Origin of the sequence: Sporosarcina jiandibaonis (genome assembly GCF_013184495.1) — a bacterium.
GTDB lineage: Bacteria > Bacillota > Bacilli > Bacillales_A > Planococcaceae > Sporosarcina > Sporosarcina jiandibaonis.
Map to the genome: position 1 here is coordinate 1 of NZ_JAAOIY010000011.1, position 22947 is coordinate 22947.

Below are 22947 nucleotides of genomic sequence, written 5' to 3' on the forward strand. Positions count from 1 at the left end.
AAGCCATGATTACTTCATATTTAAATTTATTCGAGTAAAATTTACGTGCCATAAAAAATCCCCCTAAGGAAAAACAGATTTTTATTTTTTAATCTGTCTACCTTAAGGGGAGCATATCAGTTGCGGGGTCGATATCCTTTTATTCATTTTTTGCAACAGGCACCTCGCGTTATTGCTTTAAAGCTCCGTTCGCCTCTGGGATACCATCCATGTCAATGACGTTCATTTTACAGAAGTATTCCAGAAAGTTTTCAGCTTCTTTGATTTGCTCTTCATCTGTTCTTAGTGCAATGATATCTTTCAAGATTTGAGCAGTCCAAATATTATCGAAATAACGGTATTTACCAGTATTCCATGCAGTTCGATGTGGATGGTTCTTATTGATATAGTAATTCCAGAAAAGCATTTTCTCTGCTTCTTGATCCGTAAGCTCAATTCTGAATTCTGCATGGGACGGGACCATTCCATCTTCGTTAAGCTCGCCGGAAAACGTGTCATTTACCATGTAAAGACCAAGAATCAGTCTGTCTATTTCTGGTTGATCCGACTTTCTTGAAGTCAGAAGACCTGCGCTGTTCGGACTCAAACGAGCTGCTCTGTTTGGCCGACCTTTATTTTCTCCGCTTTGAACCTTGCCAGTAGATGCTTGCCAGTCGGTAAACACATTTTGTTGCTCTTCTTCGTCCAGCCAGAATACAATTTGTGAACTCTCATGAATTTTATGGTTCTTCAGTTTTTCCTTACGCTGCTGTTCAAACGCCTGACGCTCTTTTTCTTCTTCACGTTTCTTTTCAAGCGCTTCTTCTTCCATTTCCCTTTTCAGAAAGAGTTTCTCCAAAGATTTTGCAGTACTCTGGTCATTTAGCGTGATAAATTTTTCAAAGGCATCAGGATAAACGAATTTTTTAATATCGTCATTAAAATCAATGGTGATGATAGATTCCTCATGATTCACGATATTACCTTCACCAAACACTTTATGAGTTATCGCTTCATTAATTAAATTCACTAACCCACTCTCCTTATAAAATATATTTTCGAATAAAAAAACGCACTCAAATTCTGTCCGAAAGAAGTTGCGCACGTTTAACGAATGTTGTCTCAATAACTGTTATAACTATATAGTATCATATAATCTGAAAAATTGCGAATTTTACGATTGACAACAGTAGTTTGTTTATCGTATAATATTAAGTTTTTAAATTTAAGAGTGATTAGAAAGGATAGATTTCGGAACAAGATAAAATGGCTCTAATCATCGAAAAACCACTGATTAGAACCATTTCATTATTTACTACTATTAATCTTCCATTTCAATTTTGCATAATAAAGAACCTATTCAATCATCAGACGCTACAACTGATACACCACGTTCTTCAAACACTTTTTGAGCGGCTTTCAAAGCATTCAAGGCACGCGGAAATCCTGTATAGGGGATGAGATGCATAATACAACCGACAATTTCTTCCGGTGTTAACCCTACTGTCAGCCCAGTTTTTACATGCATCTCAATCTGCGGTGTTCCTTGTGCAACTAGGGCTGAAATGGTTGTTAGAACTTTTTGTTTGTTATCCAATCCAGGACGAGCATAAATGTCTCCAAAAGCAAATTCGACAACATATTTACTTAAATCAGGCGCAATATCTTTAAATCCCTCGCCAATATCCATGTGACCGGTCGGGTTGTCACTGTCCGGTGTAGTAAGTTCCATTAATTTGTCCAAACCTTGTTGATAACGATCTTTTGCCACTGTAACATCCTCCTTGATTCAATTACTCGACATTTCATTTATTTCTGAACACCGCTAGTATATATCCAATATAAAAATAAGTAAAATGAACAACAATCGATTTCACAATCTTGAACGCTGCGTCTAAGTGAATAGCCGTTCACATAAAATCTTCTGCAACTCCATCTCTTAACCATCTCGCAGTCAATGTTTCTGCATTCAACATCTCTTCTGGCGTCCCTTCGAATATAATATGTCCGCCTTGTTTTCCACCGCCTGGACCTAATTCGATGACCCAGTCGCTCGCCGCTATAAAATCTAGATTATGTTCGATGATGATAACGGAATTACCTTTGTTTACGAGATTTTGAAATACATCTAAGAGTTTTCCATTATCTTTTCTGTGCAGTCCCAACGATGGCTCGTCCAATAGGTAGATTTGTCCTTCTTTTTGCAAGTGGCTTGCAAGTTTCAGGCGCTGAACTTCCCCTCCGCTTAAGGAGCTTGTCGTCTGTCCCAACGTTAGATACCCCAATCCAACATCTCTTAGTGTATTAACTCTATTTAAGATCTTCGTCATGTCAAAATAGTTCAAAGCCTCGTCAATCGTCAAATCTAAAATCTCCGCGATATTTTTACCTCGATATCGGTATGACAATGCTTCGTCTGAATATCTTAGTCCGTTACACGCTTCACATCGAACTGTCACTGGATCCGCGAATGCTACATCGGGTTTTGTGACGCCTTTTCCTTCACAGAAAGAACATGCCCCTATGGAATTAAAGCTGAACAAACCCACTGGTTGTCCAGTTTCTTTTGAAAGGATCGAGCGAAGATCATCCATGATTCCCATATATGTAGCTAATGTCGAACGGTTAGAGATTCCTATCCTGCCTTGATCTACCATAATCGTTTCTGGATAACTTTCCGGGAATGCTTCCATCATCAAAGAGCTTTTACCTGAACCAGATACACCACATATCGAGACTAAAACATTTCCCGGGATATTGATGCTTATCTCTTTCAAGTTATTGTGATTGGCTCTTTCTATTGTAAAATAACTTTTTATATCTCTAAGATGTTTGTTTATTTTTAGATTGTGGTTTAAAGTTGTCGCGGCTTTAGAGTTTTGCAGTCCCCCTAATTTCCCTTGATAGACAACTTCTCCGCCGCTCGCACCTGCTCCCGGACCCATTTCTATAATTTCATCCGCCGCTTTGATGACTGATAGGTCATGTTCAATAACGATTACTGTATTATGTTGTTCTTTTATACTTTTTAGCATGCGAATCAACATGTCCACTTCTTCCGGATGAAGTCCCGCACTCGGCTCGTCGAAAATGTATGTGATATTGTTCAGACTGCTCCCCAAATGACGAGCGATTTTCACCCTTTGCGCTTCACCGCCGGATAAGGTGCCCATTTTTCTTGATAAACTCAAATATCCCAATCCCATTTCGACTAGTTGCTTTATATGCGGGATCGCTTGCAGCGCGATAGACTCCCCCAAAGGTTCAGTTATCTTCGTCATTTCTTCGAGTAATTCTGTAAGTTCTAATTGATCGTATTCCGCGATATTTAAGCCATTTATCCTGCATGCTAATACTTTTGGATTCAGGCCTGAACCTAGACAGGTTTGGCATAATGAATGTTTTGATACTGCCAAGACGTCATCTTGTGACACTTGTTTTAGCTTTGAAATATCTCTATTTATATAGAGCCGTACAAATCTCGGCAATAACCCATCCCACTCATGATCTTGAGGTCCGTTTTTTGTGTGAAACGGCGCAAAGACTCTTTCGCCTTCCGGAGGACCATATAATAGAAGTTGGCGCTTTTCTTCTGAGTAATCTTTTATCGGTTTATCGGGGTCAAATAATCCGCCAGTCATCATCCATCTGCCTTGCCAACCCGAAGGTGATAATGGCTTGAACTTCACTGCATGATCTCGAAGCGACTTATCGAAATGAATCATCTTATGTAAATCTGGTGCAACTACCTCCCCGTACCCGCTACATTCCGGACATCTGCCGAAAGAGCTTTGGCTCGAAAAATCGGTCGCAGATTCTATTGATGGCGTTCCGATCCGCGAAAACAAAAGTCTGATCAACGGATGTATATCCATATAAGTGCCCACTGTCGAGCGGGAATTGCCCCCGATCGGTCTTTGCTCCACTACCACAACCGGACTTAAGTTTTGCATCAAGTCGGCATGCGGCCTTTCGTATCTCGGCATTTGATTTCTGACATAGAGTGGATAGTTCATTGTCATTTGTCTTCTGCTTTCCGTAGCCAATGTATCGAAAACAACCGAGCTCTTTCCTGAGCCTGAAAGACCAGTAAATACGCTGATTTTCTCTTTTGGTATGTTTAAATCTATATTTTTTAAATTATTTTCTTTAAGTCCTCTCAAAATAATTTCATCTTTCATTTCCGACACTTTATCATCCTTTCTGATTTTATTTACTAAGAAAGTGATTTAGATACTTTAAGGCAGCCGTTACTTGTTAATAAATTCTTATACAACTTCCCCTTATTAAATGATTTCCCTATTTTTGCAAACTTACCCAAAACTCGGCAACGTTGAGGATTTTGAAAGATAAAAAGCCTAATTCCTACGTATCTTGAGCGAGGAATTAGGCTTATAATCTTAAATCTGGGGCGGAATATATTCTCCTGTTGTTATATTAAAGCCAACTGATTTCATTTTTGTCTGGTCACTATTCCAACCTATCACTAATATCAGGTTAATATTTCTCTCTGTGTCTTTTTTGAGCATAAAATTATAACCTTTAGCCCAATCCTTACCTGGATAAATACCACCCATTTTCAGTGCTCTCCTAAGCAATTCTGGCGAGTCATACTTAATATCCTTCATTTGTATAAACTCTTTTTTGGGGTAAGGAGTATCACCCTTATTTGTAAGATCATTTATCATATCGATTTTTCCATTATGGATGGTTACTAAGAAAAACTTATTAGTGTCTGGCACTCCAAATGCAATATTCCAATGTTTTCTTTTACCGTTACTTCCAATTGACTTCCCAGGCTTATCTAAATCTATATTGATTGCGTCTAATAATTGAGCGTCTTTATTCCATTTCAACGCAGGCGAATATGCTAACTCAATCGCTTGAATTATTGATAATTCTTGGGTTTCATCTACTTCTAATATATCTTCAGTTGATTCCAACGAACGGACAGATTTCTCAACAGCACCAATTGAAATCAACAAAAATAAAACAACAAAAACTATTTTCTTCAATTTCTTGAACCCCCTTTAGAGGGTATTCTTTCCAAACCTTGTTTAATTATACTGGCCCATTTATGCGTGCGCTATAGACGCAATCATTTATTCAGCAATCGCGCCCGATTGTGGAAAGAATATAAAAGCCACCTTTTAGCTAAAGAAGCTTTTATATAGATATATAACAACTCCGCATATAAGAGCTATTCCCACCAAAGTAAAAACTGAAAAAAAGGGAGAACTAACCATTCCAAATGCTATTTCATTCTGAAGATAGTCGACTTTCTCCCATTCCCCTGATATATCCGGCTTATGGAATTTCGTTTTTATATAACCAATTCCTATCGTACAAATTATATAAACTAAATGTATTGCTATTGAAGCTATAAATGCCTGAATTACCAATTTCATTTTTTCACCTTCCCACAATCTGGCATCTCCATTGTCTTAAATCGATCTATTACATAATCGCGCCCGTTTATGGAAAATCATAGTCTATTCAAATAACACTAGCCATAATTAAAATAAGCTATTTGGAAATCAATTTTTTTCCGGAATTATCAAATTGGAAAATAGTCTTTTGTCCATCAAACGTTTCCCCGTTGATCTCAGTATAGACTCCATTAGTGTAATTTGATATTGACCTCCTCCAAAATTTTTGTCCAGCAATGTTTTTCTCTAATGGGTTAGTAAACAACTCCCAATTCCCTTTAAATTGGTCAAATACTATATTTGCTGCTCTTTCAGCAATACCTTTTCCTCTTAATGATTGAATTAAAAAGAATTCATTTACAAAATAGTCAATTCCTTTATTACAATGTGGTGGGGTTGCTATTAGGATAAACCCTGCTGGTATCCCATCTACTAAAATTACGTGGGGGAATAAAACTTCTGGCTTTTCCCACCAAATATTTTGAACTTCATACTGATCATTTAATGTTCGAAAATCGTCACTATCCTCAAATATTCCGTGAACATTCGGGATACTACCGTAATGTCCAGAAAGGTCATATAGGTATAAAGGATATAAGTTTTTTATAATATATGCTTCACTTTTATCTGTTAAACGAACATCAATTTTCATAGGCTTCTCCTTTTAAAATAGACATAAAAACATATGTGGAAGTTTTCATTTAAACAATTTTACAACATCTGTTATATGCATAATCTGATTTCTTTAGAGTTCTCTTTGATTATTCAAAATCAAGCAAATCAGAAATAAATCCACTTATATTACCTTTTAAAACGACACCATGCCCTGTACATAAATATTCTGCATTAAATTTCTTAATATCCTTTAGCCCTTCAATAAACAAATCAAAGTTGTGTTCTTTTCTCATTTCCTCGCTTCGAGACCAATCTGATACAAATTTTTTAAACTTATCCCTGAGTAATTTACCCTCATCTACCACATTTCCATCAGGCAAAGGCTCCCCAAAGAAGCAGAGATGGTCACCACAAAATAACACACCACTGTCATGATGATATAGTGCTACAGAACCTTTAGTATGATGTCCAAGGAGAACACATTCTAAATTACTGACCGTCGAACCTCTGTCTGGAAGGTTTGGAGACAATTTGTTTCTAAGATTTGTTGGCAATAATTCAAAATCTTTACGATGGAAAGAACCTTCTATTCCTGCCAACGATTGAATACCGCCTATGTGATCCTTGTGACCGTGAGTAGCAATAAATTTAGAAATGTCCTTTTTATCGAGACTAATACTTTTTAATGCAGATTCAAGATACTGAAAATGTTCTTCCTTACCTGAGTCAATAAGAGTTATTTCGTTTTCTCCAATTAAAATATAACAATTATTGTATGACTTCCAAGATTCATCCCACAACAAAAGCCCATACACATTATCAGTTACTTTTTGAAAATACCTTTCCAATAAAAATCTCCTCCCCGACTGTTAAATTGACCCTTTAATCTCATTTACTTATGTCAAGCTCTTTCACATTGTGTGTTATTCCAGAATCTGGCCCGTTTGCTTTATATGGTTTCCTTTAGGGCAGCCCCCTCACTTAAGGCGATCTATTCAATAATGGCACGCTAATGTGGGAGATTAGGAACCTAGCCTTAAAACGTCGTCCCGATAATGCACCAGAAACGCTGCTACTTAATCAACCTATTAATTAGTGCCAATACGGAAAAATGAATGACTCCGCCGATCATGCCGAAAATGAACATGAAGATTATTGGAAAAATATCATGTAGAACAACGCTCCCAATTAGACCTGCCAAGCCGCCGAAGCCCGCATATAAAAGTACCTTTACCCAATTTGCAAAGTTTTTGGTTCGAGCAGAAAAATCAAGGTACAATGAAACAGGAAACGCTCCAAAAGCAAAGAATGGAAACGAATAAAGTGCCACTACAAAGACGGTTGGACCAAAACTTTCAGATTCTTGAAAAGCTATAATTGAATAAGTTGCCAATAAAACTCCAAAGAGTATGGGAGAAATTAAAATCGCTAAAAAGTAGAGAGAAAAGCGGTCAAATGTCTCTTTATGGTTTGTTGTCATATGGAAATGCCTCTCTTTCTTTCCAGATAATCCAGGAAATTATTTCGCTATATCCCTTACAAACTTACATTCAATTCACTCTTCATCACATTCTTCTTCATTGCCACCCTGGCCTAATCAAAGAAAAAGGCACACTGTATCATTCAATAAGTGCGCCTTTAAAGTTGGAAAAGCCGATTCCATGCATATTTCATTATTTTGCTAATGCAATTTTTATATGAGCTAAGTGGTGTTCTTCGTGCCAAGCTAATTTTGCAACTTTTGTTGCAACTGTTATTTCACCGTTTTTCTGGTGAATAAAAGTTCGATTTAATTGCTCTTCAGTTAAATTATATCCCATAGACACGATGCGCTCATTTATACCTTCTAGCATTTTAATAGAACTTTCTACAGGTAGCTTTGTATCCGGTAGAATAGCCCACTGATCTTGATCAAAATCTGGCACTGCCGGATTCTCGTCAGTTAAAGCCAGCTTCAAACGTTGATACATGTTCAACTGAGAATCCGCAATATGATGAACAAGTTGACGAACTGTCCAGCTACCATCACGGTAGGTTCTGCTTAATTCCTCTTCACCTAATGAATCAACAGTTTCTCTTAATCGAATCGTGTAAGTTTCGATTTTTCTTAGCCATTCTTGAATATTTTCTAATGTTACTGTTTTAGGAACTTGTAATTTCCCAATTGGATACTTTACGTCCATGTTCTATCCCCTCTTCCTTATCGTTATTTTTTTACTCATTTATTAGAACATAAATTATTTCGTAATTCTCTTTACATTCTAACATATATATAATTTCCTTATTAAGTGTTATTCAAGAAAATGGTCTGTTTGATATTGGAAGTTCTCTGATAGGTACTTCTCCTATACCCTGAAAACAATGTTTATTTCACTTTCTATCAATCTATTTAACATTATAGGTACGTTAAATTCATCCAATATATTTTCGGATATAAAAGCCCCAGTTACAATATAAATTGCAACTGAGGTTTCAAATAGTATTTTATCTTGTTTATTTACATGCGAATTAATTTATAAGTTCCAGTACCTTTAGAAATAATTTTTCCGTCCTCATCTTTAATAACACCGTCTACAAATGCAGTCTTATAACCTTGCGATATTATTGATGCTTTTGCAAGTATCACACCTGTTTTCACTGGGGACGTAAAATGCACAGTTGAACTGGTAGCAAGACAGCGCGTTTTGGTAATAGAGCGCAGGTGCATGCTTTGAGCGAAGTCTAGTATAGAAGCATACACACCACCATGGAGGGTCCCTTTAGTATTTAATAGGTTGTTCTGCACACTTAATTTAATAGTCACATTCCCTTCTTCAAACGAAAGGATTTCGATTCCAAGATGCTGTAGAAAAGGGTTCTTTTCAAATTCTTTCTTTATTTCCTTGATTGTTATTGACATTTTATCGCCCTCCACAACGGCTTTTTAAGCAAGCTTTTATTTCGATTTAAATTCCGGAGAACGTTTTTCCAAGAAAGCGCTTGTTCCTTCGTTTTTATCATCGGTTGAAAAAAGCACTGCCTGAGCAAGTTTTTCAATCATTTGCCCCGCTTTCATATCTGTGTCAAAGCCGGCATGAATTGCCATTTTCGCTAATTTTACGGCTAGCGGACCTTTCGATAATATTTGGGCGGCTGTTTTTTCTACCGCTCCTTTTAATTGATCCAGCGGTACGACTTCTGAGACAAGCCCGATTCTTTCCGCTTCCTCTGCCGTGATTATTCTTCCGGTTAAGATTAATTCAACCGCTTTACCTTTACCAATTAAGCGTGCCATGCGCTGGGTTCCACCCGCACTCGGAATTATGCCAAGATTCAACTCGGGTAAACCGAATTTTGCATGTGTAGAGGCGATTCGGATATCACAAGCCATAGCTAGTTCACATCCGCCGCCGAGTGCAAAACCGTTAACCATCGCAATTGTCGGTTTGTCATACGCTTCGATATAATCATAAATTTCCTGCATACCACCAGGTGTAAATACATCTAAAGGTACACGGTTTTTAAGTTGGCTAATGTCAGCCCCAGCCGCAAATGATTTGTCTCCTTGACCCGTAAATATAATACAATTCGTTTCTTTGGAGTTCTTTAACTTCTCTAATGCGTCTTTCATTTCTCCAAGTGTTTCTTTACTCAACGGATTGCGTTGTTCTGGTAAATTTATTATTATATATGCAAGTTGATTTGATTTTTCAACTATAATGTTTTGATAATCGTTCATTTCAGCACCCCACTCTTATTTTTCAAGCAGTAAAGCAATTCCCTCCCACCGCCAATGCAGGCAGTAACAATCAATCGTTTCGTACCACTTCTTTTCATTACATAAACTGCTTTGGCAACCAGCATACCTCCAGTCGCTGCAATTGGATGACCGTGCGCGATTGCCCCACCATTAATATTAAACTAAACTTTTCAAGTGGAATATTTAATTCAAGATTACATGCAAGATCTTCCTTAAAGACAGGGCGAAGCTTCAATAGTTTTTCTTTTGACGTACCTGGACGTGGATCCTCATGCATTATTTTGAATTACTTTAAAAGTGGCCATGCCAGAGGCAATAAGAACACCATTTTCGTCAAATATGTCGCCCCTCCCATTGCCGATATTCCCATTTATATTGACGGGATACCCTCTACAGATAAGTTTTTCACACTGATTTAGATCAAATAGTTGAACATGCAAATCAATGGTTAACGTGAATCCATTCTCCTTTTCAGACACTGCTGTGCCAAGCGCAACATCAAGCAATGTGTAATGAATTCCACTCGCAATATGGCCGTTTTCATCTTTGTGAATCTCCTGAACATCCACAGAAATGACAACTGCCCCGTTATCATCTTGCAATCTCTTAAATCCAAGATAATCAAAGAAAGTAGATTGTACTATCTTGTAATTATTATTATTCATATTTATTCTACCTGAAGATTTTCGATTAATATGGCCATACCTTGCCCGCCGCCGACACATAATGATGCAATCCCGTAGCGACCGCCTCTTTTTTGTAGTTCATGCATTAATGTGATGACAATTCGCGAACCTGTAGAACCTACTGGATGTCCAAGCGCAATTGCCCCGCCGTTAACATTTAATTTATCTGCATCAATGTTTAATTCACGCTGCACAGCAAGTACCTGGGAGGCAAATGCTTCATTTATTTCAAATAAATCAATTTGGTCAATCGTTAAATTTGTCTTTTCTAGTAGTTCTCGAATTGCTGGAACAGGCCCGATACCCATAATTTCCGGTGCTACGCCAACTGCGACCCAATCTATAACTGCAGCTCGCGGTACTAGAGATTGTTCCTTTGCCGTTGACTCTTTCATTAGAAGAACAGCAGAAGCACCATCATTTCGGCCACATGCATTACCAGCTGTCACTGACCCATCTTTCTTAAAAACAGTTCTTAATTGGCCCAATTTCTCAAGCGTTGTTTCCGGGCGCGGATGCTCGTCCTCATCAAAGATAATTGTTCCTTTTCTTGTTTTTATTTCATACGGTACAATTTCTTCTTTGAATCTCCCGCCTTTAATAGCAGCATTTGCTCTATTTTGACTCTCAATCGCAAACTTATCTTGGTCTTCTCTAGAAACCTGATACTTTTCAGCAACGTTTTCAGCAGTAATTCCCATACCCATATCTTCACCGTAAATTTCTTTCGGTTGCTGGCCTGCTTCTAAATTGGAATCGACTAAATATGTTTTATCTCCGCCAAAACGGGCACCGCGTAGGTAAATAGCCGAACAGCTCATACTTTCAGTGCCGCCAGCAACAACAATTTCCGCTTGATTTGATTGAATTTGCTGAACACCAGAAGCGATTGCCTGCATACCTGAAGCACAGAGGCGGTTCACTGTAAATGCAGGCTTATCGGCGGGAATGCCGGCCCGGATTGCTGCGACGCGAGCAACATTAGAAGATTCAGTTGTTTGCCGTACTTCTCCTAAAATAACTTCATCCACTTTGTCAGGTGAAAGTGATACTTTTTTCAACAAACTTTCTATTACATGGGAACCTAAAAATCCTGAGTTAATTTCCTTTAAAGCGCCACCATATCTACCAATTGGCGTACGTACCCCTTCGACAATGACCACTCGTTCACTCATACCATAAACCCCCTCATGAATATTCTTTATTTAATTGACCAGCAATAATATTCTTTTGAATTTCGGATGTGCCTTCATAAATTCGAGTAATTCTTGCATCTCTATAAAATCGTTCGATTGGATAATCTGAAATATACCCAATACCACCGTGAATTTGCAGCGCTTTATCGGCGACACGATTATAGACCTCTGACCCGAATAGCTTTAACATTGCCGCTTCCTTAATAACTTTCTTCCCTTCATCAACCATCCAAGCAATGTGATATGTAAATGATCGTAAAGCTTCTATATCAACCGCAATCTCCGCAAGCATATGCGCGACTGCCTGATGTTCGATAATAGGAACCTGAAATTGCACACGTTCTTTCGCATATTTTACTGATAAATCCAGCAATTTTTGACTTGAACCAAGATTTCTTGCAGCAAGCCCAGCTCGCCCGTTCGTTAATATTTTCAGCGCATTTATATATCCTTGTCCTTCTTCACCTAAAACATTTTCAACGGGAACTTCGCAGTCTTCCAAAATTATCTCTGCTGATTGTGAACCACGTAAGCCCATCTTTTTCTCAACCGCACCAACATGGAAACCCAGAAAATCTTTTTCTACAATAAAGGACGTAATCCCTTTTGATCCTTTTGAAGGGTCAGTCACTGCCATCACAGTAAATATATCGGCTACTGTCGCGTTTGTAATGTAATGTTTGGTTCCATTCAAAATATATTTATCGCCTTTTTTTACGGCGGTTGTTTTCAAATTTGTCGCGTTTGACCCCGCGCCTGGTTCCGTTAAAGCGAAAGCCCCAATTCGTTTGCCTGATGCCATGTCAGGTAAATATTTTCTCTTTTGTTCTTCATTGCCCATTTCTACAATCCCAACTGTACCAATACCTGTATGCGCACCAATCAATGTTGTATAACCATTGTGTGTTGCTCCAATTTCCTCATACAATGCACACTTACCGACCATTCCAATTCCAAGCCCGCCGTACTCTTCCGGAATACTTAATCCAAACAGACCCAATTCTTTAGACATTTCTACAATATATTCAGGGATTTTATCTTCTTCTTCAATCTGCATTGCGACTTTCTCTACTTCATTTTGAACGAACTCACGGACACCTTGCTTTAATAGTAGAATGTCTTCATCTAATTCAAAGTTCATTGACAAGCACCCCTTTTAATCATATTTATAAAACCCTCGTCCGCTTTTTTTACCAAGCCAACCAGCTTTCACGTACTTCTTTAGAATTGGACATGGGCGATATTTCTCACCAAGCGTTTCATACAAATACTCCATGTTGCGGAGTCGTGTATCAAGACCGACTAAATCAGCTAGCGCCAGCGGTCCCATTGGATGGTTCAATCCAAGCTTTATTGACTTATCGATGTCTTCAACTGACCCGACACCTTCCATAACCATATTCATCGCTTCATTCCCAATCAAACAATTCATTCTGCTAACCGCAAACCCAGGGAATTCATTAATATTTACGCATTCCTTGCCGATCGATTTGCCGAACGCAAAACACTTTTCAATCGTTTCTTCAGATGTTTCTAGACCTCGTATAACTTCAATTAGTTGCATTTTATGTACCGGATTAAAGAAGTGAAGAGCAATACATTGGTCGGGACGACTTGTTTGGGCTGCGATTTCAGTCGGACTCATTGTTGATGTATTTGTTGCTAATATTGCGTTTTTCGGCGCGTAGTTATCTAGCTCTTTAAATACAGCTATTTTCAATTCCATCAACTCAAGAACAGCTTCAATAATCAAATCTGCTTCATGCGCCGCCTCTTTTATATCCGTTGTATAGAGGATGGATTTTTTATCACTGTATTTCTCAATGTATTGACGGCATACTTGAAGTGATTCTTCATTCACATCATGAACTTTTACGTCGTAGCCCGCTTCTAGACAGATAAGGGCAATTCCTCTCCCCATCGTACCAGCACCTATGATAGATATGTGTTTCATCTGCACCCCTCCTATCTCCATTTAATTAGCTGCAATCAACTTTTAAAATTCTTCTGTTAGCAACGGAATGACTTCAAACAAGTCGCCGACGTACGGATTAATGATGAATTCTGCACCATCTTCCTGAACCTCGCTATTCGTAATTAATATTCGTTCTTCTGTGTCGAATGTTCTTTTTACGAGTACATATCACTTCTTTACCTCCACTTTAGTTCCATTTTCGTCGTATTCATAAAAACCTTTACCTGTTTTTTTACCAAGCTCACCTTTTCCAACTTTTTCAGCGACAATCCGTGCCGGTTTATCTTTCTTATCTCCGCTTTCGCTGTACCGTTGCATGCGCACAAAGTAATTTACGTCAATTCCCGTTAAATCCATTAATTCGAATGGACCAATCGGATGATTCAGTGCTTTTTTACAAACTAGATCGATTTCTTCGTGTGTCGCATATCCGTTTTCATAAAGGAATACAGCTTCATCCATCAATTTTCCGAGAATACGGTTAGCAATAAACCCTGAGATTTCTTTCTTAAGCAAAACTGGTGTTTTACGTATACTTTTCACAAATGCCATGCTTACCTCAGCTGTTTCATCAGATGTATGTGGGCCTTTAACAACTTCAACCATATCCATCACAAGTACTGGATTAAAAAAATGAATATTACAGACATTTCCTGGATTGCTAACAACATCTGCAATTTTCGAACTCACTATCGTTGAACTGTTCGTAGCAAGAATAGTATCATCAGTGACAATTTTATCGAGCTCCGAAAAAAGATCACGTTTCGCTTCCAACTTTTCAACAATCGCTTCAATAATCATATTTGCCTTTGACAATTCTTCAATGTTTGTTGTAAACGTCAGGCGTTCAAATGCTTGATCAACTTCTTCTCGCGTGTACCTTTCTTTTTCAACACGTCTATCCATTTGCAATGTTAGAAAGGTTTTTGCTTTGTCTAAACTTTCCTGTTCGATATCTTGCAATGTTACTGGGTATCCGGCAAGCGCCGAAACCATCGCAATTTGCGAACCCATTGCACCTGAGCCGACAACGCCTACATGTTTAATTTCATTATTTTTCACTACAAATACATTCCTCTCTGCTCTAATCTTTCTATCAAATTTTTCTATTTGATTTATTTGCAATTAAGTTTACCTTTTGCAAGGATTCTTCGTACTCTCTTTGAAGCTTAGCAATAATGCCAGAGGTAGTGTCAATTTCAACAATCGCACCGACGCCATGACCAGCTGACCAAATATCTTTCCATGCTTTTGCTTTACCATTTTCAGATTTATATTCGAAAGAAACCGTTTCTTTTTTTTCTAATTTCTCACTATCAATTCCTGCTTTTTCTAAACTTGGCCTTAGCATATTTGAATGCACTCCTGAAAATGCATCCGTATAGATGATATCTTCTTGACCCGAATCTATAATCATTTGACGATACGCGTCTTTAGCAAAACTTTCCTCAGCAACAATAAATCTCGTTCCCATATATGCCAGGTCTGCCCCAGCGGCCTGTGCAGCTAAAATTCCGGCGCCCGTTGAAATTGCACCCGCCAACAGTATAATTCCGTCCCAAAAAATCCGAACACTATCAATAAAGGCAAAGCCATTAATAATACCGGCATGTCCTCCAGCTCCAGCAGTTACTAGCACTAAGCCATCCACGCCAACTTCAGCGGCCTTTTTTGCAAATGCTACGGTACTTACGTCAGAAAAAACGAGACCGCCATAACTATGAACAATTTCCACAGCACGTTTAGGTGAGCCTAGTGATGTTATTAGAATAGGAGGTTTATGTTTTTTCACTAATTCCAGTTGCTCCGAAAACTTGTCGTTCGATCTATGGACAATTAAGTTCATTGCCCACGGCGCGATTTTTAGTTGTGGATCATTTTGACGCGCTTCTTTTAGGGTTTGATTAATGCTCCCCATCCACTCATCAAGGGTTTCAATATCGCGTGCATTATTAGCTGGAAATGAACCAATGACTCCATTTAAACAGCTTTCAGTTACCATTTTCGGACTTGATATTAAAAACATAGGCGCGGAAACAGCGGGTAAAGTGAGTTGATTCCACAATGATTCCATTATTGTTTTACTCATTTTCAATTCCTCCTATCCAGTAACGATTCTGTTTGCTAATTAAAATTTGGTTTGCGTTTTTCAAAGAATGCATTTAAACCTTCATTGAAATCTTGGGATTCAAAACACATACCTTGAGCAAATCCTTCTAATTCTAGCGTTTCATTAATATCTGCCAGAACACTTCTGTTCGTTAGTTTCTTCATTAAGCCCATTGCTAAAGCTGGCCCTTCAGCCAAGGTTGATGCTAATGAATACACTTCTTTCAACAGCAAATCATCAGCTACAATGCGATTAATAATTCCCATTTCCTGCGCTTTGTCAGCGGATACTCTTTCTCCTACCAGCATCAACTCTAGCGCACGGTGGCGACCTATTAACCTTGGTAAAAAATAAATAGAACCTAAATCAGGTATCAAGCCCACCTTCACAAAGCTTTGAATGAAAACGGTCGAATGAGTTGCTACTATTAAGTCACAGGCCAATGCTAGACTGAATCCCGCACCGGCAGCCGCACCATTAACAGCCGCAATGACAGGCTTTTCAAGTTCAAGAATAGAATGAATCAATTCATGACCCATTTGTAACCTTCTTCTTCCTGTGACAGCATCTACTGTTTTTAAAGCGCTTAGATCACCACCGGCCGAGAAAGATTGTCCTTCGCCGGTTAAGACAATTGCTTTTATTTCATCATTATCTTTACTAGTACGAAAAAAACTTATTAACTCTTCTCTCATTTCTAAACCGAGTGCATTTCTAACTTCTGGTCTATTTAATGTAACTACGCAGACTTTATTTTTAATTTCCACTTTAATATTTTCATATCTATCAAATTCCATTTACCATTCCCCCCTCCTTGATTGACAGACTATTTTCCATTAATTCCTTCTGCTCTTTTCTCTAGTTCCCCCTTAATTAGTAGCCTTTTTAATAGCTTACCAACTGTATTTCTAGGGAGTTCATCCAATATTTCAAATTCCTTTGGCACCTTGTACGGCGTCAACTTTGAATAGCAGTAACCCTTAATTTCATCTAAGTCGATTGCGGCACCTTCTTTTGGAACGATAAATGCTTTTATTGTTTCATCAAATTCCGATGACGGTATACTTGCTACCGCGGCTTCTTGAATATCAGGATGTTCATATAAAACACTTTCTACTTCCTGTGGGTAAATATTAAATCCACCAACGATAATCATTTCCTTTTTCCTGCCGACGATATAAAAATAACCTTCTTCATCCATCATTGCGAGGTCACCGGTATACAGCCAGCCATTTTGTAGCGCCTGTCTTGTTTCTTCTTCACTGTTCCAGTAGCCTTTCATAATTTGAGGCCCACTAATTAACAATTCACCAACACAATTTGGTCCAAGCTCTGTATTATCACAGTCAATTATTATACAATCGGTTAACGGTAGCGGAATACCAATACTCCCAACTTTTCGTTTAGCGAATGGCGGATTACGATGTGTTGACGGGGATGCCTCCGATAAACCGAACCCTTCACCAATCACAGCACCAGTCAATGCTTCAAAGCGATTAATAACTTCGATAGGCAGTGGAGCAGAACCACATGAACAATGTTTTAAACACTTTAAATCATATTCTTCGATTTCTGGATAGTTGATGAATGCATTATACATTCTTGGTACCCCTGGAAAAAATGTCGGCCGATACTTTGTTATATTATCAAGTACATCTTGAATTTCAAACTTTGGAAATAATAGAATCTTTGCGCCAAGATGAATGCCTAGATTCATAACACTTGTCATAGCATAGACGTGATATAGTGGCGTTGCTCCCAGGATAACCTCCTCTCCAGGTATCATCGTATCTCCGTACATTTCGAAGCTTTGAACGACGTTGGAAGTTAGATTATAATGAGTGAGCATTGCCCCTTTCATTGTTCCGCTAGTTCCCCCCGTATATTGAATTACGGCCACGTCACTCTGCGGATCAACTTCTTCAGGACCATCTATTTCCTTGCCACTTTCAATAAGTGATTGAATAGTTGGGAAATCACTATCCTCTTCTTCAATCGAAAAACATTGTTCAAACGTATGCAATTTTTTTATTTTTACAACTGTTCGCTTCGCAATTTTGTCAAACACAATATATTGAACACTTGAATCAATCACAATCTGCATTAATTCACGGGATGTATACATTGGATTTACTTGAACAACTATTAGACCAAGTGCTTGCGCGGCATAATAGCTCACAATATAAAGAGGGTGATTGGCCGTCATTAGGCCAATCCGATCCCCTTTTTTCAATCCGAGTTCTTTCCATTTTCCCGCTAATTTGTCCACTTGATTCTTTAAAGTCGTATAATCTATCAGTTTGTCATTGAAAATAATTGCTGTATGGTCAGGAAACCTTTTAACAGTATTTTCAAGCAACATGTAAACCGAGCATTCTGGTAGGAAAATTGATGATATTCTCTCTCCATACCATTGCGACCACGGTTTATTTACCGTTCTTCCCACCATCATCACTCCAATTTTCAATTAATTAGTCAAATTTACCAATCTCTTTATAATACTTAATTGCTCCAGGATGCAATGTATCTTTATCAATTCCGTCAAAAATGGATTCTAGAGTAAAATGAACTGCGCGTTCTGGAATCTGAGCCATGAATGAATCTTGATTATCCCAAAACACTTTAGTTAAGTTATAAACATAGTCCTCATCAAGATTCTTACGGACTGTCAACATTGCGACGGTTGTATATGTCGGGACATCTTCGTCCATCCCTTTATACGTCCCAGCAGGAAGTGCACCTGCAGCTATTCCAAAGTCTTTATCTTTGATACTATCGAGCTTATCTTGATCAATTGGAAGAATTCGCAACTTGTTTGTTAGTTCTATTTCTTGTAGCGCTGTGACAGCAGGAGCTCCGCCACCAAGGTATACATCAATAGCGTTATCTGTGAGCATTGATGCACCGTCATTATAACTTCCGTATGACAACTTTCCACCAGCTTTTATGATTGTATCCTCGTCAATACCGTACTCGTTCATCATCCTCCAGAATGCAACAGGACCCCCGCCAGTTTTCGGTCCTAGAAAGATGTGCTTATCTACAATATCCTCAATCTTATTTATGTCTTTATTACTATCTAGAACCGCAATTGTTTGAAACACAGGATAAAGTGAGGCTACCCCCGCAATTGTTTCAAGTTTTTCATCAAAATCCGCTTCTCCTGCAAGTGCATCAGCATAATCAGATGTGTAATTAAGAGCCATATGAATATCTTCTACATCAAGTGACTTAAGGTTGGACACCGAGCCACCTTCAATTTGCGATGCATTCAAGTCCTTAAAATTGTCCATATAAATTTCTGACATAATCGTTGTAATTGGGTACCAACCCGACCCCATTGGACCTGTTCCAATTTGTAGATACTTTTCAGGAGCTACCAGTTTAGTGTTATCTCCTTCTTTCTCATTGTCCTTTCCACTTGCATCACTATTACAGCCCGACATTACAACCATAAAAATACCTAGTGCTAGTAACATTAATGTTTTCTTTATCAATTTTTATTTCCTCCTTTTAATCCCCGGATTATTCATAGGGGCTAAATTTTTGTCTATTTCTAAAAAAGTTTTGCAATGTTTTCCTGGGACGGACTCAACGTTGTCACAGTAAAAGTAAAGCGGAAAAGAAGCTCGTCAGCAGGTATTTCCATCCGTAACCTATTGCGTAATTACACTGTCGTTAGTGTGTTAAATGGTAATTTAGCGGATCATTTAAATTAACCGATGATTGAATCAGTTGGCTTAGTCAATCAAACTCTTTGTACAGTAATAGCCCAGCATCGTTGGTTAAGTCACTAGATTTTGAGCGGGTTCGGGTTCGGGTTCGGGTTCGGGTTCGGGTTAAGGCTATGAATAATCCCGGTTAACATCTGTTGCAATAATTACTCCAGCTTTCACTGTCGCGTCTCTCTTCTGCCACAAATAAACGGCAACTAATAAGACAATTCCTATGAGATCCGTCATAAGACCTGGAATAATTAATACTGCTGAAGCCACGAATAAAAGAACACGCTGAATTATATTTAGTCTGTGAATTAAATAGTTTTCCACTGCTGCTGCAAATACAAAACAGCTAATTAAAGCACTTGCAATCGCGAGGCTAACGGTTGCCGTATTCCCGCCTTGCAAAAGTAGTTCTGGGTTGTAAACGAATATGAATGGTAGTAAAAATCCACCCGCGCCAATTCTTATGGCATATAATGCGGTTGCATTCGGATTCGACCCAGCAATTCCCGCTGTTGTATATGCTGTAATTGCAACTGGTGGCGTCAGACCAGAAAGCACGCCATAATAAAAGACAAACATGTGGGCCGCAATCAAGTTAATACCTGCCGCTACTAATGCCGGAACACCGAGCACAGCTAAAATAACGTAAGCCGATACGGTAGGCATTCCCATACCGAGAATAATTGATGAAATCGCTATCATAACAAGTAATAAAAATGTCTTGCCATCCGCAACTCCAATCATAAAGCGCGAGAAGTTCATGCCGAGCCCTGTTAATGACACAGCTCCTACAATGATTCCCGCAGTCGCACAAGCTGCAATAACAGTGAGTGCTCCTCTAACCCCATCCTCAATCGCGCCCAATATCCGAAGAAGGTTCATTCTAGTTGAACTTCTAATCCAACTAAGTATTACCGTAATAAAAATCGCATAGAATCCAGCTTTCATTGGGCTGTAACCCATAACCATCAAACCGATAATGATTAGTATTGGCAAGAACAAATATCCTTGTTTTATCAAAGCTTCCCATGGATTCGGAAGAATTTCTTTCGAAATACCCGAAAGATTCAGTTTTCTCGAGTGAAAATAAACGATAAATCCGGCAATGAGAAAGTATATTATTGCTGGAATGAGCGCATAAAGCGCCAACTTAATATAAGGAACACCAATTGCCTCCGCCATGATGAAAACTGATGCCCCCATAATCGGCGGCATAATTTGTCCACCTTGAGAGGCCACCGCTTCAACGGCTGCTGCAAACTTCTTGGAATAGCCCATTCGTTTCATCAGTGGGATTGTAAATGAACCCGTAATAGCGGCATTCGCCGCCCCATTTCCCGTAATAGTAGAAACGAGTGCACTTGCACCTACGGCAGATAATGCTGGTCCGCCTGTTTTATTTCCAAGTGCTCCAAAGGCAAAGTTTGTGAAAAACTGTCCACCTCCTGATTTCATTAAAAATGCACCAAAGATGACAAACAAGATGAGAATCGTTGAACTAACGTAAATAGGTGCACTGAAAACACCTAGAGTACTATTAAACATCTGATCAATCATTTTCCCGTAACGTGCACCCGGATGGGCTAGTATTCCAGGGAAAAAGCGACCAAAGAAGATATACATTAGGAAAAATAAGCCGATTAGAGACATCAGGATTCCGTTTGTTCTTCTCGTTGCTTCAAGAACAAGTACTAATAAAAGCGTACCGAAAATCATATCTAAATCGCTGACATTTCCCTGTCGCATTTCTATGCCATTTGCGCCTGATATCATGTAATAGCCAGTAATAAGTGTTACACCAATAAAGAACATATCGATATACCCGAACTTTTTCCCTTTTTTGAACGGATAAATCAAAAAAATTAGCAAGAGTGCCCACAATACGTGAACAGCGCGTTGTTGCCATGACGGTAGCGTCCCAAATCCTGCGGTATAAATGTGGAAAATTCCCATTCCAATTGCCAGTAATGAAACAACGAGCATCAACACTCTTTTTTTGTTCCATTGCTCTTTACGTGTTTTCCACAATAATTCAAAGTTAGAAGGCTGTTCTTCAATAGTTGTATTTATTTTCTGAACAGGTTCTGCTGAAGTTCTCATCCTATCCCTCCTTACATTTATTTAGTATTTTCACAATGAACTTCCTCCATCAACCACAACAACCTGACCCGTGATGTAATCGCTTGCATGACTTGCTAAAAATAAAGCGACCCCTTTAAAGACTGATTGTCACCAAATTACCCATTGGATTACACGATTTAATGACGTCTCCCTCAACAATTAGGGCGACCTACCCTTTAGGTTGAATAATGTCGACTTTACTAATCCCCCATTCAGATAATTATTCTCTTAACACTTGTCTTGCAATAATTAGACGTTGAATCTCATTTGTCCCTTCATAAATCTTCGTAATTCGAGCATCGCGGTAAAACCTTTCTATTGGATAATCAGCTACATACCCCATACCACCATGAATTTGTATAGCTTTATCTGCGACTCTATTAAACACATCAGAAGCAAAAAGTTTTGCCATAGATGCTTCTTTAATCACTTTTTTTCCTTGATCAATTAAATATGCTGCTTTGAAAGTTAGCATACGAGCGGCTTCTGTTTCTGTTGCCATATCTGCAAGCATCCATTGAATCGCTTGATTATCTGCAATCGGCTTTCCGAACTGCTTTCTTTCCTTTGCATATGAAGTCGATAACTCTATCAACTTATCGCATGAACCAACTGCTCGCGCGGCTAGTCCAACACGCCCTTCGCCAAGAATTGTCAAAGCCGAAACATAGCCCATTCCAACTTCACCAATTACGTTTTCATGCGGGACTTCACAATCTTCGAATATAAGTTGTGCAGTATAAGATCCTCGAAGACCCATTTTTTTATCTATTTTTCCAATTGTGAAACCAGGAAAGTCTTTTTCAACAAGGAAAGCTGTGATACCACCTCCGGCACCTTTTTCTTTATCCGTTAAAGCAAAGACGGTAAATACATCTGCTACAGGTGCGTTCGTTATAAAGTGTTTCGTTCCATTCATAATCCATGTATCTCCACGTTTTTCGGCTCTTGTTTCTAAATTAGTTGCGTCAGAACCCGCCCCCGGTTCAGAAAGAGCAAATGCTGCAATTTTTTCTCCCGAAGCCATTCCTGGAAGATATTTTTGTTTCAGCTCATCAGATCCAAATTTAACAAGGCCAGAACTGCCGATTCCTGTATGTGCACTAATTAAACTAACAAATCCATTATGTGTTCGGCCAAGTTGCTCAAGTACAACCGCCTTACCAATAACACTTAACCCGATGCCGCCGTATTCTTCTGGAATACTAATTCCAAACAATCCAAGCTCTTTTGCCATTTCTACTAAATGTTGAGGAATTTTATCATCCTCCTCTATTTGCTGTGCGTAAGGTTCTACTTCTTTCTCTACATAATTTCGAACCATTTGTTTCATCTGCTCAATCTCAAGTGTCAATTTAAACGGCATACTAGT

The 22947-nt window shown here is 38.7% G+C and carries 23 protein-coding genes and 2 pseudogenes; all 25 read right to left on the bottom strand.

Going from position 1 to position 22947, the window contains the following annotated elements; translation table 11 throughout:
- Positions 1-169: 169 nt before the first annotated feature.
- The 25 genes and pseudogenes from G8782_RS17780 to G8782_RS17895 all read right to left on the bottom strand — a co-directional run bounded on the left by G8782_RS17780 (position 170) and on the right by G8782_RS17895 (position 22941).
- On the bottom strand, positions 170-1009 hold the full coding sequence (locus tag G8782_RS17780) for a malate synthase (RefSeq protein WP_172373761.1): 840 nt from the start codon (positions 1007-1009) through the stop codon (positions 170-172).
- Positions 1010-1339: 330 nt separating this feature from the next.
- A complete protein-coding gene (locus tag G8782_RS17785) occupies positions 1340-1750 on the bottom strand; it encodes a carboxymuconolactone decarboxylase family protein (protein ID WP_172373763.1) in 411 nt (136 codons plus the stop codon).
- 139 nt (positions 1751-1889) lie between these two features.
- Complete coding sequence (locus tag G8782_RS17790) at positions 1890-4169, bottom strand: ATP-binding cassette domain-containing protein (RefSeq protein WP_172373772.1); 2280 nt, start codon at positions 4167-4169, stop codon at positions 1890-1892.
- Positions 4170-4379: 210 nt separating this feature from the next.
- Positions 4380-4994 (bottom strand): hypothetical protein, encoded by a 615-nt coding sequence (locus G8782_RS17795; protein WP_172373774.1) that lies wholly within the window; start codon positions 4992-4994, stop codon positions 4380-4382.
- A gap of 511 nt (positions 4995-5505) precedes the next feature.
- Positions 5506-6060, bottom strand: coding sequence for a GNAT family N-acetyltransferase (locus G8782_RS17800; RefSeq protein WP_172373776.1), 555 nt, complete (start codon positions 6058-6060; stop codon positions 5506-5508).
- A 109-nt stretch (positions 6061-6169) separates the two neighbouring features.
- Positions 6170-6871 carry an MBL fold metallo-hydrolase gene (locus G8782_RS17805; RefSeq protein ID WP_172373778.1) on the bottom strand — a complete coding sequence of 234 codons (702 nt, stop codon included), beginning with the start codon at positions 6869-6871 and terminating at the stop codon, positions 6170-6172.
- A 224-nt stretch (positions 6872-7095) separates the two neighbouring features.
- Positions 7096-7503 carry a hypothetical protein gene (locus tag G8782_RS17810; protein WP_172373780.1) on the bottom strand — a complete coding sequence of 136 codons (408 nt, stop codon included), beginning with the start codon at positions 7501-7503 and terminating at the stop codon, positions 7096-7098.
- Positions 7504-7696: 193 nt separating this feature from the next.
- Positions 7697-8206: a YfiT family bacillithiol transferase gene (locus tag G8782_RS17815; RefSeq protein ID WP_172373782.1), complete on the bottom strand. Its 510-nt coding sequence runs from the start codon at positions 8204-8206 to the stop codon at positions 7697-7699.
- Positions 8207-8520: 314 nt separating this feature from the next.
- Positions 8521-8922, bottom strand: coding sequence for a PaaI family thioesterase (locus G8782_RS17820; protein WP_172373784.1), 402 nt, complete (start codon positions 8920-8922; stop codon positions 8521-8523).
- A gap of 36 nt (positions 8923-8958) precedes the next feature.
- Complete coding sequence (locus G8782_RS17825) at positions 8959-9741, bottom strand: enoyl-CoA hydratase/isomerase family protein (protein ID WP_172373786.1); 783 nt, start codon at positions 9739-9741, stop codon at positions 8959-8961.
- Positions 9738-9866, bottom strand: coding sequence for a hypothetical protein (locus tag G8782_RS18850; RefSeq protein WP_425505503.1), 129 nt, complete (start codon positions 9864-9866; stop codon positions 9738-9740). The genes G8782_RS17825 and G8782_RS18850 overlap by 4 nt, the downstream gene beginning before the upstream one ends.
- Complete coding sequence (locus G8782_RS17835) at positions 9839-10039, bottom strand: hypothetical protein (RefSeq protein ID WP_172373788.1); 201 nt, start codon at positions 10037-10039, stop codon at positions 9839-9841. The genes G8782_RS18850 and G8782_RS17835 overlap by 28 nt, the downstream gene beginning before the upstream one ends.
- Positions 10032-10427 (bottom strand): PaaI family thioesterase, encoded by a 396-nt coding sequence (locus tag G8782_RS17840; protein ID WP_172373790.1) that lies wholly within the window; start codon positions 10425-10427, stop codon positions 10032-10034. The genes G8782_RS17835 and G8782_RS17840 overlap by 8 nt, the downstream gene beginning before the upstream one ends.
- A gap of 2 nt (positions 10428-10429) precedes the next feature.
- Entirely contained in the window at positions 10430-11623 is a 1194-nt protein-coding gene (locus tag G8782_RS17845; RefSeq protein ID WP_172373792.1) for a thiolase family protein, read from the bottom strand.
- A gap of 13 nt (positions 11624-11636) precedes the next feature.
- On the bottom strand, positions 11637-12785 hold the full coding sequence (locus G8782_RS17850) for an acyl-CoA dehydrogenase family protein (RefSeq protein WP_172373794.1): 1149 nt from the start codon (positions 12783-12785) through the stop codon (positions 11637-11639).
- 15 nt (positions 12786-12800) lie between these two features.
- Complete coding sequence (locus G8782_RS17855; RefSeq protein WP_281357958.1) at positions 12801-13619, bottom strand: 3-hydroxyacyl-CoA dehydrogenase family protein; 819 nt, start codon at positions 13617-13619, stop codon at positions 12801-12803.
- Between the two features lie 69 nt (positions 13620-13688).
- Positions 13689-13787 (bottom strand): annotated as a pseudogene (locus G8782_RS18565) (electron transfer flavoprotein subunit beta); the annotation flags it as partial.
- A complete protein-coding gene (locus tag G8782_RS17860; protein WP_172373798.1) occupies positions 13788-14681 on the bottom strand; it encodes a 3-hydroxyacyl-CoA dehydrogenase NAD-binding domain-containing protein in 894 nt (297 codons plus the stop codon).
- Positions 14682-14715: 34 nt separating this feature from the next.
- The gene (locus G8782_RS17865) at positions 14716-15708 is read right to left on the bottom strand and encodes an NAD(P)H-dependent flavin oxidoreductase (RefSeq protein WP_172373800.1); all 993 of its coding nucleotides are present in this window, start codon (positions 15706-15708) and stop codon (positions 14716-14718) included.
- Between the two features lie 35 nt (positions 15709-15743).
- A complete protein-coding gene (locus tag G8782_RS17870; RefSeq protein WP_172373802.1) occupies positions 15744-16526 on the bottom strand; it encodes an enoyl-CoA hydratase/isomerase family protein in 783 nt (260 codons plus the stop codon).
- Between the two features lie 29 nt (positions 16527-16555).
- The gene (locus G8782_RS17875) at positions 16556-18175 is read right to left on the bottom strand and encodes a long-chain-fatty-acid--CoA ligase (protein ID WP_343035096.1); all 1620 of its coding nucleotides are present in this window, start codon (positions 18173-18175) and stop codon (positions 16556-16558) included.
- Between the two features lie 25 nt (positions 18176-18200).
- A complete protein-coding gene (locus tag G8782_RS17880; RefSeq protein WP_172373806.1) occupies positions 18201-19226 on the bottom strand; it encodes a TAXI family TRAP transporter solute-binding subunit in 1026 nt (341 codons plus the stop codon).
- Positions 19227-19574: 348 nt separating this feature from the next.
- Positions 19575-21554: a TRAP transporter permease gene (locus G8782_RS17885; RefSeq protein ID WP_172373808.1), complete on the bottom strand. Its 1980-nt coding sequence runs from the start codon at positions 21552-21554 to the stop codon at positions 19575-19577.
- Positions 21555-21584: 30 nt separating this feature from the next.
- A pseudogene (locus G8782_RS17890) lies at positions 21585-21671 on the bottom strand (SDR family oxidoreductase); the annotation flags it as partial.
- Positions 21672-21795: 124 nt separating this feature from the next.
- Positions 21796-22941: an acyl-CoA dehydrogenase family protein gene (locus G8782_RS17895; protein ID WP_172373810.1), complete on the bottom strand. Its 1146-nt coding sequence runs from the start codon at positions 22939-22941 to the stop codon at positions 21796-21798.
- Between the last annotated feature and the right edge of the window lie 6 nt (positions 22942-22947).